At 52.0% G+C, this 12,577-nt stretch carries 9 protein-coding genes; 2 read left to right on the forward strand and 7 right to left on the reverse strand.

Translation table 11 applies throughout. The annotated features are described in order from the left end of the window. Positions 1–56: 56 nt before the first annotated feature. From UC15_RS02260 to UC15_RS02270, 3 genes are read right to left on the reverse strand one after another with little or no spacing between them, the layout of a single operon-like run. Positions 57–893 (reverse strand): ABC transporter permease, encoded by an 837-nt coding sequence (locus UC15_RS02260; protein ID WP_112286917.1) that lies wholly within the window; start codon positions 891–893, stop codon positions 57–59. Then, positions 890–1,753, reverse strand: coding sequence for an ABC transporter permease (locus tag UC15_RS02265; RefSeq protein ID WP_112286918.1), 864 nt, complete (start codon positions 1,751–1,753; stop codon positions 890–892). Before UC15_RS02265 ends, UC15_RS02260 begins: the two co-directional genes overlap by 4 nt. Next, the gene (locus UC15_RS02270; protein ID WP_112286919.1) at positions 1,740–2,831 is read right to left on the reverse strand and encodes an ABC transporter ATP-binding protein; all 1,092 of its coding nucleotides are present in this window, start codon (positions 2,829–2,831) and stop codon (positions 1,740–1,742) included. The genes UC15_RS02265 and UC15_RS02270 overlap by 14 nt, the downstream gene beginning before the upstream one ends. Before the next feature lie 227 nt (positions 2,832–3,058). Here UC15_RS02270 and UC15_RS02275 point away from each other — a divergent pair, with 227 nt between their 5' ends. Then, the gene (locus UC15_RS02275; RefSeq protein ID WP_112286920.1) at positions 3,059–3,889 is read left to right on the forward strand and encodes a glycerophosphodiester phosphodiesterase family protein; all 831 of its coding nucleotides are present in this window, start codon (positions 3,059–3,061) and stop codon (positions 3,887–3,889) included. Positions 3,890–3,911: 22 nt separating this feature from the next. Then, complete coding sequence (locus UC15_RS02280) at positions 3,912–5,024, forward strand: ROK family transcriptional regulator (RefSeq protein ID WP_112286921.1); 1,113 nt, start codon at positions 3,912–3,914, stop codon at positions 5,022–5,024. Positions 5,025–5,079: 55 nt separating this feature from the next. On the opposite strand, the gene lpdA is transcribed toward UC15_RS02280, so the two are convergent. From lpdA to pdhR, 4 genes are all read right to left on the reverse strand, one after another. After that, on the reverse strand, positions 5,080–6,504 hold the full coding sequence (lpdA, locus tag UC15_RS02285; protein ID WP_165353190.1) for a dihydrolipoyl dehydrogenase: 1,425 nt from the start codon (positions 6,502–6,504) through the stop codon (positions 5,080–5,082). Positions 6,505–6,716: 212 nt separating this feature from the next. Beyond that, positions 6,717–8,624 carry a pyruvate dehydrogenase complex dihydrolipoyllysine-residue acetyltransferase gene (gene aceF / locus UC15_RS02290; protein ID WP_112286923.1) on the reverse strand — a complete coding sequence of 636 codons (1,908 nt, stop codon included), beginning with the start codon at positions 8,622–8,624 and terminating at the stop codon, positions 6,717–6,719. 13 nt (positions 8,625–8,637) lie between these two features. Further along, entirely contained in the window at positions 8,638–11,301 is a 2,664-nt protein-coding gene (aceE, locus tag UC15_RS02295) for a pyruvate dehydrogenase (acetyl-transferring), homodimeric type (protein ID WP_112286924.1), read from the reverse strand. Positions 11,302–11,462: 161 nt separating this feature from the next. After that, positions 11,463–12,233, reverse strand: coding sequence for a pyruvate dehydrogenase complex transcriptional repressor PdhR (gene pdhR / locus UC15_RS02300; RefSeq protein ID WP_112286925.1), 771 nt, complete (start codon positions 12,231–12,233; stop codon positions 11,463–11,465). Positions 12,234–12,577 lie beyond the last annotated feature (344 nt).

Consider the following 12,577-nt stretch of genomic DNA (forward strand, 5'->3'; position numbering starts at 1 on the left):
CCACTGAGAAATAAAACCGTGCCTGTTTTCATGTTGAATGACTCCCTTATCAAGGATCACGCCTTGCCGGTTGACTGTGACAGATAATTCCCTTTCAGCAGCTTCTCAATAATGACCATCAGGACGACATTCGGGATCACCAGAATCATTGAGACTACCGCCGCATCCGGGCGCACAAAGGAATAGCCGAGAAAGGAATAAAGAATGGTCGGCACGGTAATAAAATCTGGCGCGCCCAGGACGTATGAAATGCTGAACTCTTCTAAACTGCGCACCAGACAAAAAATCAACGCGGCCAGGAAACTGGGCTTGAGCATCGGTAAAAAAGCATTGCAGAACGTTCCCCAATGGCTGGCACCGAGATCGCGACTGGCATCAATCAAATCCTGCGGCACCGCTTTAAACCCTGCGGACATAATGCGGATCGAGTAAGGCAGCGTCAGCACAGTGTGCCCTAACACGATGCTGATAAACGGGTTGCTGATATTCAGATTCATCAGCATGGCGCTGAAGAAGATCCCGATGATCATACCTGGCATGACCAGTGGGATCAGCGTGAGCATTTCCGCAACGGCTTTGCCACGAAAAGTCATACGCCCAAACGCATAAGCGGTGGGTAGCGACAACAGTAAACTCAGCATCGCCACGGCGGGCGCAATGGTGTAGCTGTTAAAGAGGGCTTCTGACAGCGAAGTTTGCTGCCACACCTGTATCCAGCGGTTAACCGACAACACTTGCGGGAATAAGTCCGGATAGCTCCACGGGTGTTGCGGGTCAACCAGCGACCATAAGATAGCCATTGAAAATGGCAGTCCAAGCCAGACCAGATTGACCAGAATAAAGAACAACAGTGAAATCCTGACGATCAGACGTCCATTCGCCGTACGGTTCATTTGACCTCTCCTTTGCGGGTGGCTAGGGGTGTCAGGAGGACGGCGATAAGCAAGGTACCCAATGCTGCCGTCAGCATGATAATCACAGCAATAACCGCAGAGTTATTCCATTCCCCGTATTCCATGGCCGTGGCCTGCATCAGGCGAGCCAGCGAGTAGGTATTGCGCGGGCCCGCGACAGAGAAGAAGGCAAAGTCGCCCAGCGCACCGATAAAAATAAGGATCAGGGACACCTGCACTGCGGGTAACGTCAGGGGAAAGATAACGTCCCGAAAACAGCGCCAGCGGCTGGCACCCAGGTTACTCGCCGCGTCCAGTACATCGGTACGGATTGCGTTAACTGAGCCACCGACCAGAATCAGCGCGAACGGCAGATTCTTCCAGATTTGTAAGATAACGACGCCCCAGCCAAAGTCATCGTTCTGCATACGCAACGGTTGATCGATAACGCCCAGCGCCAGCAACAGCTCATTGATCACGCCGTGATAGGCAATAATATTGATGAACAGAAATGCCGCCACAAGGCCGGGAATAAACATCGGCGCACGCAAAACAGCAACAATACCTTCTTTCGCCACCAGCGGCTGACGGAGCCATAACGCCAGCGGGTAAGAGAGCAGTACGGCACCGAAAGCCCCCAATGTTGAGACTTTAACCGAATAGAACAGCGCGCTGTGCAGCACCGGATCTTGTAATACGCTTTGCCAGTATTCGAGCGAAAACTGGCTGTCGCCGGAAAGATTGAAATAGCCGATGCTTTGTACCAGCACCACGTAAAAGGTCGATCCCATCAGCAACACAATAGTGCCTAGTCCACTGATCATCAGTAGCCAGGCAGTCAGCTCATTACGCCATTTCATCGTGCCCCTCCGCTACCGGCTCGAGGAAGTGAATCGCATCCTCGGGTAAACGGAAGCAAACCCGCGCCCCGCTTTCGGCCTGCGGTTTTTTGATCAGTTGCAGACGTACCGACAATTTACCGTCATCGTTATCGCCCCATGCTTCGGTCAGGTTGCCCATAAACGCCATTTTGCGCAGCGTGAGGAAGAAATGGTTATCGCCGGTTTGTGGCTGTGGCACAAAGCGCGCATCTTCAGGCCGCCAGCAGATATAGCAATGCTCAGCAAGCGGGGGACGCGGAGAACGTACGTAAAACTCACCTAACTGGCAGCGAACCCGATAAAAACCAGGCTGTTCCGCAGGCGTGATGTGGGCGATATCGATATTGGCCGCGCCAATAAAATCGGCGACGAAACGGTTAGCAGGACGGTAATAAATCTCTTCTGGCGGCCCTATTTGCTCCACATTGCCCGCATTGAGCACCACGATCTTATCGGACATGGTCAACGCTTCGGCCTGATCATGGGTGACATAAATGGACGTGAGTTGATATTGCCGCTGTAACTCTTTGATTTCAAAACGCACACTTTCACGCAGTTTCGCATCCAGATTGGACAGCGGCTCGTCAAACAGCACCACATCCGGGCGCGTAACCATCGCTCTGGCCAGCGCCACGCGTTGCTGCTGCCCGCCAGAAAGCTGCACCGGCATTTTCAGGTGCTGATCCTGCAAGCCAACCTGCTTCAAAACCTCTGCCAGCCGCAGTTGCTGCTCGGCAAGAGGTAAGCGTTTTTGCTTCAAACCAAAACAGATGTTATGCGCCACATTCAGGTGCGGAAACAACGCGTACGACTGAAAACACATTGCGGTGTTGCGCTTTTCCGGCGGCAAATTATTAACGGATTGCCCGTTAATCAGAATGCGTCCGCTGTCTGGCTGATGAAACCCGCCAATCATTTTGAGTAGCGTGGTTTTACCACATCCGCTCGGGCCAAGCAGGGTGACAAATTCACCTTCCTCGGCGGTAAAGGAGATCTCGCGGGCGGCGTAAAATGCGCCAAATTGCTTTGTAACCTGTTCCAGTGAAAGCGTCGACATAGTGTACAAATCCTGTGTTAAAACTCGTCGATTAAATTTACACACTAAACATAAAATTTATGTGACAAAGATCCTCAAAACCAAAAACAACACAAGAGGTAAAGATAAAAACGATTAATATCAATTTATTAACGCGTAAATATTGCCAGGATATAAATTTCTCTTCTCTAATTAAGTTTAAAGAGTAAATTTAATATTCAAACTTTGGAATCGCATGAGGAACAACCATGGCGTTTAACTTTCATCAGGCCGCACAAGGCATCGTGCTGGCAAACAGTCACCGCGGCTACTCCAGCCGTTATCCGGAAAACACTATGCCCGCGTTTATCGGAGCAAAAGAGGCAGGAACGCATTGCATTGAGTTAGATATTCATCTGACCGCAGATAATCATCTGGTGGTCACACACGATCACCGCATTGATCGCGTTTCGAACGGCACCGGTTTTGTCGAGCAAATGACGCTCGCGCAGTTACAGCAATTTGATTTCGGTGTTAAGTACCATGCGCAATTTGCTGGCACGCCGATCCCTTTATTGCAGGATATTCTGCGTTGGGCGGCAGAGAATGGCATGGGCTTGATCGTGGAAGTGAAGCAACGTCGCCGACATGACGAATTTGTGCATCATCTGGTTGCCTTATTGCAGTCAATGCCAGAAGCGCTGTCACATATTCAGTTACTGGGGTTTAATCATGTGTTAATTAACCGCGTCAAAGCCCTGATCCCAGATTTAGCATTACAGGTCGTGACGCTGGAGCGTTACAACAATCAACTGGCCGCCGTGCAGCATTCCCATGCCAGTTGCGTCTGTTTTGAATATGAGTTCGCCCATGTTGACGATCTTCGCGCCTATAAACAGGCGGGACTGGGGGTACGTATGTACCTGCATGAAGTGAAAAATGGCATGACGCCACTGGAGCAGTACCAGCACAAATTCGGGTATGATAGTCGCCCCGAGATCATGGGCTGGCTGCGTGAAGGTCTGATCGATATGCTCAGCCATGATGATCTTCCGTACCTGCAGGCGCTGATTGAAGAAGCGGGACTGCGCTGGGCCTGATAACAAAAATGATAGCCATATTATGAATGTAAAACCTGACCGTCTGGAACTGCGCGCTACCCAACGTTTGCTGCTGGAGCTGATCCGTCGCCATGCACCGGTGACACGTGCCGAACTGGCGCGCTATTCAAATCTCACCGCCGGGGCAATCACCCAACAATGCCGGGAGCTTTTATTTTCAGGTCTGGTTATCGAAGGCGAACGCAATATGGGACAACGCGGACAACCGTCGCTGCCCCTGCGGCTCAATCCTGGCGGCGCGTGTGCGGTCGGGCTGGCTTTCAGCCCTGGCTTTATCGACATGACGCTGGTCGATCTCAGTGGCCGAAAACTGTTGAGTATTTCTGAGCCTCATCAGGAAAATCAGCCGCTTGCCACCACACTAAAACAGATTAAAAATCTGGTGGAGCATACGTTAAAAAAACGCCAGCTTCAGCATGCGCGCATCCTCGGCATGGGTTATGCCGTGCCGGGTTTTCTAAAGCCCGATGGCAAAAAGCGCCACTGTGTGGCCTGGCTTTCAAGCTGGCGCGATGTCGACCTGCAACAGGCGTTTGAGGACAATTTGCCGTGGCCGACATGGGTTGAAAACAATGCCAATGCGTCGGCGATTGGCGAACTGTATTCAGGTACGTGGAATTCCTATCGTGACATAACGTTTATCGATCTTGGTTACGGGATTGGTGCCGGGATTATCGCCGATGGCAAACTCCTGCGCGGCGGTTTTCTGAATGCCGGTGAAGCCGGTATGGCATTTCCCGGCGATAAACCGCGTCCATCCTATAAAGATCTGGTCGCGACGCTCACACAGGCAGGGTTAAGCGAAGCGCAACTACCGGCACTCACCGCAGAACAGCATCCCTTGCTGGAAGTCTGGTTTTCACGCTGTTGCGATCAGGTCGAGCAGAGCATCATGGGATGTCTGCAATGGCTGGATCCACAGTTGATTATTTTAGGTGGGGCAATGCCGAAAACCATCACCGAGAGGCTGGCTGAGATTTTAACGCAAAGACTTGATGCCAGGCTTGATCCAGACCGTCCGAAAGTGCGGCTGGTGAACTCCCCGATGGGTGCCGAAAGCGCCTCGTGGGGTGCGGCGATGATCCCGTTGTATCAGGTGATTAATCAGGCATAATCCGCCGGGCAAAAAAAAACGCCTCCGGAGAGGCGTTTATCAGCAAAGGAGAAAATTACTTTTTCTTCGCTTTCGGGTTTGGCAGGTCGGTAATGCTGCCTTCGTAGATTTCTGCTGCCAGACCCACGGACTCATGCAGAGTCGGGTGAGCATGGATGGTCAGCGCGATATCTTCTGCATCACAACCCATTTCGATTGCCAGACCGATTTCACCCAGCAGCTCGCCGCCGTTGGTACCGACAATTGCACCACCGATAACACGGTGAGATTCTTTATCGAAGATCAGTTTGGTCATACCGTCTGCACAGTCGGAAGCGATGGCACGGCCTGAAGCGGCCCACGGGAAGGTGGCGGTTTCGTAGCTGATGCCTTTTTCTTTCGCTTCTTTCTCAGTCAGGCCAACCCAGGCAACTTCTGGCTCAGTGTAGGCAATGGATGGAATGACTTTCGGATCGAAGTAGTGTTTCTTGCCGGAGATAACTTCGGCAGCCACGTGGCCTTCGTGAACACCTTTGTGCGCCAGCATTGGCTGACCGACGATGTCGCCGATGGCAAAGATGTGTGGCACGTTGGTGCGCATTTGTTTGTCGACGTGGATGAAACCACGGTCGTCAACTTCAATGCCTGCAGCGCCCGCTTCCAGCAGTTTACCGTTAGGAACACGGCCGATAGCCACCAGCACCGCGTCGTAACGCTGTGGTTCTGCAGGGGCTTTCTTGCCTTCCATCGTGACGTAGATGCCGTCTTCTTTGGCTTCTACCGCGGTCACTTTGGTTTCGAGCATCAGGTTGAATTGCTTGCTGATTTTCTTGGTGAAGACTTTCACCACGTCTTTATCAGCCGCAGGAATCACCTGATCGAACATTTCTACCACGTCAATCTGCGAACCCAGCGCGTGGTAAACGGTGCCCATTTCCAGACCGATGATGCCGCCACCCATCACGAGCAGACGCTCAGGGACGGTTTTCAGTTCCAGTGCATCGGTAGAATCCCAGACACGCGGGTCATCATGTGGAATGAATGGCAGTTTGATTGGACGGGAACCCGCCGCAATGATGGCATTGTCGAAAGTGATAGTCGTAGGACCGTTTTCGCCTTCAACAACCAGAGTATTTGCGCCAGTAAATTTGCCCAAGCCGTTCACGACTTTGACTTTACGGCCTTTCGCCATACCTGCCAGACCACCGGTCAGCTGGTTGATGACTTTTTCTTTCCAGACACGCACTTTGTCGATGTCAGTTTTCGGCTCACCGAAAACAATACCATGTTCTGCCAGTGCTTTTGCTTCAGAGATCACTTTCGCGACGTGCAGCAGAGCTTTAGAAGGGATACAGCCAACGTTCAGGCACACGCCACCGAGAGTGGAATAACGCTCTACCAGTACGGTTTCAAGACCTAAATCAGCGCAACGGAAAGCAGCAGAATAGCCCGCAGGGCCAGCCCCAAGTACCACGACCTGAGTTTTAATTTCAGTACTCATCATGACCTCTTAATTTATGTCCGGCGGGTCTGACGTCATTTTTATGTCGCAACGCCCATCATCCACCGGGTCGTTCTATCCGCCCGCAGTTTACAAAATTGTTAACAAATTTGAAACAACAAACGGCATACGATTTGTGCTTAGCGCCCGAAAATCCCAAACAGCATGAAGAGATTATCAGAAAAAAGCCGGCCGATTGGCCGGCTTTTCACTTACATCACCAGACGGCGAATGTCAGACAACACGTTGTTGATGATGGTGATGAAGCGCGCACCATCGGCACCGTCAATAACACGGTGGTCGAAGGAGAGCGACATTGGCATCATCAGACGCGGTGTGAACTCTTTACCGTTCCAGACTGGCTCGATAGCAGACTTGGAAACACCGAGGATAGCCACTTCCGGCGCGTTGACGATTGGCGCGAAGTGGGTCGTCCCGATACCACCGAGGCTGGAGATAGTGAAGCAACCGCCCTGCATTTCGCCAGCAGTCAGCTTACCGTCACGGGCTTTCTTGGAGATAGCCATCAGTTCACGGGACAACTCGGCGATGCCTTTCTTGTTCACGTCTTTGAAGACAGGAACAACCAGACCGTTTGGCGTATCAACCGCCACACCGATGTTGATGTATTTTTTCAGCGTCAGTTTCTGACCATCTTCGGACAGGGAACTGTTGAAGCGTGGCATCTGCTCAAGGGCAGCGGCAACGGCTTTCATAATGAAGACCACTGGGGTGAATTTCACGTCCAGTTTGCGTTTAGCGGCTTCATCGTTCTGCTGTTTACGGAACGCTTCCAGCTCAGTGATATCGGTTTTGTCAAAGTGCGTAACGTGCGGGATCATCACCCAGTTACGGCTCAGGTTCGCACCAGAGATTTTCTGGATACGGCCCAGTTCGACTTCTTCAATCTCACCGAACTTGCTGAAGTCCACTTTCGGCCAAGGCAGCATGCCTGGCAGACCGCCACCCGTTGCTGCTGCCGGCGCGGCTTCAGCACGTTTGACCGCGTCTTTCACGTAAGTCTGAACGTCTTCGCGCAGGATACGACCTTTACGGCCAGTCCCTTTCACTTTCGCCAGGTTAACGCCGAACTCACGGGCCAGACGACGGATAACCGGCGTGGCGTGAACGTAAGCGTCGTTCTCAGCGAATTCGCCTTTGCTTTCAGCTTTAGCTGCTGCCGGAGCCGCCGCTTTCTGTTCCTGTTTCGCAGGAGCAGCCGCTTCTTCTTTCTTAGCCGCCGGAGCAGCAGGCGCAGCGCCTTCTACTTCGAAGACCATGATCAGAGAGCCGGTGCTGACTTTGTCGCCCGCAGCGATTTTGATTTCTTTCACAGTACCCGCGAACGGTGCCGGGACTTCCATTGAGGCTTTGTCGCCTTCAACGGTGATCAGTGACTGTTCTGCACTGATTTTGTCGCCAACTTTAACCATGATTTCAGTGACTTCAACTTCGTCGCCACCGATATCAGGTACGTTCACTTCTTTGCTGCCGGACTGAGCCGGAGCCGCAGGTGCCGCGTCTGATTGGGTTTCTGCAGCAGCGGCAGGTGCGGCTGCACCAGAACCAGCCACTTCGAAGACCATGATCAGAGAACCGGTGCTGACTTTGTCGCCCGCAGCGATTTTGATTTCTTTAACTTTGCCCGTGAACGGCGCAGGGACTTCCATAGAGGCTTTGTCGCCTTCTACGGTGATCAGCGATTGTTCAGCTGTCACGGTGTCGCCTACTTTCACCATGATTTCAGTGACTTCAACTTCGTCGCCACCGATATCAGGCACGTTCACTTCTTTGCTTTCGCTGGAAGCAGGGGCAGCAGCTGCGCTCTCTTGAACATTAGCTTCTGCTTTGGCTTCCTGTTTCGCAGGTGCTGCATCAGCAGCACCGTCAGCGGCTTCAAAGATCATGATCAGTTTGCCGGTTTCGACGGTATCGCCTACCGCAACTTTAATTTCTTTGACCACGCCAGCTTGTGGAGAAGGCACTTCCATAGAAGCTTTGTCGCCTTCAACGGTGATCAGCGATTGTTCAACTTCAACCTTATCGCCCACCTTCACCATAATTTCGGTGACTTCCACTGCATCTGCACCGATGTCCGGTACGTTAATTTCAATTGCCATCTGTCTTTACCTCTTATGCCAGACGCGGGTTAACTTTTTCTGGGTTGATATCGAATTTCTTAATGGCTTCAGCCACTACAGACGTTTCGATTTCACCGCGTTTAGCCAATTCACCCAGCGCAGCAACCACAACGTAGGACGCATCCACTTCGAAGTGGTGACGCAGGTTTTCGCGGCTGTCTGAACGACCGAAGCCGTCAGTACCCAGTACGCGATAATCGCTGGCCGGAACGTAAGTACGAACCTGTTCAGCAAACAGTTTCATATAATCGGTGGAAGCAACCGCTGGCGCGTCGCTCATCACCTGGGCGATGTACGGAACGCGTGGGGTTTCAGTCGGGTGCAGCATGTTCCAGCGCTCACAGTCCTGACCGTCACGGGCCAGTTCAGTGAAGGAAGTAACGCTATAAACGTCAGAACCCACACCGTAGTCTTTGGACAGGATCTCAGCCGCTTCACGTACGTGACGCAGAATAGAACCGGAGCCCAGAAGCTGCACTTTACCTTTACTACCTTCCAGCGTATCCAGCTTGTAGATACCCTTACGGATGCCTTCTTCCGCGCCTTCCGGCATGGCTGGCATGTGGTAGTTTTCGTTCAGCGTGGTGATGTAGTAATAAATGTTTTCCTGCGCTTCACCGTACATACGCACCAGACCGTCATGCATGATGACAGCGACTTCGTAAGCGTAAGACGGGTCGTAAGAAATACAGTTAGGGATAGTCAGAGACTGAATATGGCTGTGACCATCTTCGTGTTGCAGACCTTCACCGTTCAGGGTAGTACGACCAGAAGTCCCGCCGATCAGGAAGCCACGCGCCTGTTGGTCACCCGCTGCCCAGCACAGGTCGCCGATACGCTGGAAACCGAACATGGAGTAGTAGATGTAGAACGGGATCATTGGCAGATCGTTGGTGCTGTAAGACGTCGCTGCGGCCAGCCATGAAGACGCGGCGCCCAGTTCGTTAATACCTTCCTGCAGGATCTGACCTTTCTCGTCTTCTTTATAGTAAGCAACCTGCTCACGGTCCTGCGGGGTGTACTGCTGACCGTTCGGGCTGTAAATACCAATCTGACGGAACAGACCTTCCATACCGAATGTACGCGCTTCGTCGGCGATGATCGGGACCAGACGGTCTTTAATGGAGTCGTTTTTCAGCATCACGTTCAGGGCACGGACGAAAGCGATAGTGGTAGAGATCTCTTTCTTCTGCTCTTCCAGCAGTTGTGAGAAGTCTTCCAGTTTCGGCATTTCCAGCTTCTGAGTGAAGTTTGGCAGACGAGTCGGCAGGTAGCCTTTCAGCGCGGCACGACGTTCATGCAGGTATTTGTATTCTGCAGAGTCTTTTTCCAGAGTGATGTACGGCAGTTTTTCCAGATTTTCATCGGTAACTGGCACGCTGAAGCGATCACGGATGTAGCGAACGCCATCCATGTTCATTTTCTTCACCTGGTGAGCAATGTTTTTACCTTCGGCAGCGTCGCCCATGCCATAACCTTTAATGGTATGCGCAAGGATAACGGTCGGCTGGCCTTTGGTGTTCTGTGCTTTGTTCAGTGCAGCGAAGACTTTCTTCGGATCATGACCACCACGGTTCAGCGCCCAGATTTCGTCGTCGGTCATATCTTTGACCAGCGCAGCGGTTTCAGGGTATTTGCCGAAGAAGTGCTCACGAACGTATTTGCCGTCACGGGACTTGAAGGTCTGGTAGTCGCCATCCACGGTTTCGTTCATCAGCTGGATCAGTTTACCGCTGGTGTCTTTACGCAGCAGTTCATCCCAACGGTTGCCCCAGATGACTTTGATCACGTTCCAGCCAGCGCCTGCAAAGATGCCGTCTAGTTCGTTGATGATTTTGCCGTTACCGGTGACAGGGCCATCAAGACGCTGCAGGTTACAGTTGATGATGAAGCACAGGTTGTCCAGTTTCTCACGGGTCGCGATGGTGATCGCACCTTTGGATTCTGGTTCGTCCATTTCACCGTCGCCCAGGAATGCGTAAACGCGCTGTGCGGACGTGTCTTTCAGACCACGGTGTTCCAGATATTTCAGGAACTTAGCCTGGTAGATTGCACCGATCGGGCCCAGACCCATGGATACGGTCGGGAACTGCCAGAATTCAGGCATCAGTTTAGGGTGCGGATAAGACGACAGACCTTTACCGTGAACTTCCTGACGGAAATTGTTCATCTGGTCTTCAGTCAGGCGGCCTTCAAGGAAAGCACGCGCATACACGCCCGGAGAGATGTGGCCCTGGAAGTACACCAGATCGCCGCCGTCTTTCTCGTTGCGCGCACGGAAAAAGTGGTTGAAGCACACTTCGTACACGGTCGCAGAAGACTGGAAGGACGCCATGTGGCCGCCGAGTTCCAGGTCTTTCTTGGACGCACGCAGAACGGTCATGATGGCGTTCCAGCGGATAGCAGTACGAATGTTACGTTCCAGCTCCAGGTTACCCGGGTATTCAGGTTCGTCTTCAACAGCGATGGTATTGACGTAGTTACGGCTGGCTGCACCAGCAGCGACGCTCACGCCGCCCTTACGCGCTTCACTGAGAACCTGGTCGATCAGGAACTGTGCACGCTCAACACCTTCTTCACGGATGACCGATTCGATCGCTTGTAGCCAGTCGCGAGTTTCGATCGGATCCACGTCATTATTTACACGTTCTGACATGGTGCTTTTCCTTATCTGTATCTAATACGTTGGTTTATCTGGAGCCTGTCTTCCTGCGCTCTTTTAAAACGGTCTTCGTGATGAGAAAGCGCACGAAGACAGGCCCGTCATGTAGTTGCCGTGAGCCCTCAAATGAAGACTCTAAAAATTAACCTCGTGGGTTAACTTTCATCTTTTCGTTGCTGGAGCCGTCGTAAAGACCGATCCCGCCGGGTGTGTTCCCTGCTGAGATCCAGCAAAACTTCTTCAATGAACGCCAGGTGACGGTGAGATGCGGCACGCGCTTTTTCTGGTTCCCGTGCAACAATCGCCTCGAAAATACTGGCGCGGTGGTTGCTTACCATCGCCAGCATTTCGCGGCGGGAGTAAAGCAATTCAAAGTTCTGTCGAACATTTTTCTCGAGCATCGGTCCCATACAGCGAACCAGATGCAGCAGCACCACATTATGCGCTGCTTCTGTTACAGCAACCTGATACTGCATTACCGCGTCGGCTTCTGCGTCCAGGTCCCCGCTGTCTTGTGCGGTCTGAATGACCACGTGACAATCACGAATGCGCTGCAAATCTTCCTCTGTGCCACGAAGCGCCGCGTAATAGGCAGCGATCCCTTCAAGGGCATGACGTGTTTCAAGGAGATCGAATTGTGATTCAGGATGGTCGGCCAGTAACTCAGCCAGCGGGTCACTCACGCTTTGCCACAAGTTACTTTGTACGAAAGTGCCACCACCCTGACGGCGCAGGAGTAGCCCCTTCCCTTCCAGGCTTTGGATTGCCTCTCTGAGAGAAGGTCGCGATACATCAAACTGTTTGGCCAGTTCGCGCTCTGGCGGAAGCTTTTCCCCGGGCCTCAAAGTGCCTTCGAGGATCAGGAACTCAAGTTGCTGCTCGATCACATCGGATAACTTAGGCTGTCGGATTTTGCTGTAAGCCATATATGTGCTGTTCTCTGCGAGTAGCGACTCTGTAAGTTGCCGGAGTCAATTGGTAATACCAATTTAAAAAACGTGGCCGTAAAGTAACAAAGTATTCACCTTGTGTCCATATGGCTACCCAGTAAATGCGTCGACCCCGCACAATTTAACAAATTTTTATCATTTATGTTTTTTACCCAGTCAAGGATCACATTTTTTAGATCCTGAACAAATTTACAGTCAATTTGGCTATTTGTTATGCAGATGATGCATAAACCCCGTGCAAACTTTTGCGCATAACATTATTCTTGCGCGAACGGTAGATGATCCTGCGTTTTAGGTACAATCCAGCCGTAAATAATTAG

The sequence above is a fragment of the Rahnella sp. AN3-3W3 genome (assembly GCF_003263545.1).
GTDB lineage: Bacteria > Pseudomonadota > Gammaproteobacteria > Enterobacterales > Enterobacteriaceae > Rahnella > Rahnella variigena.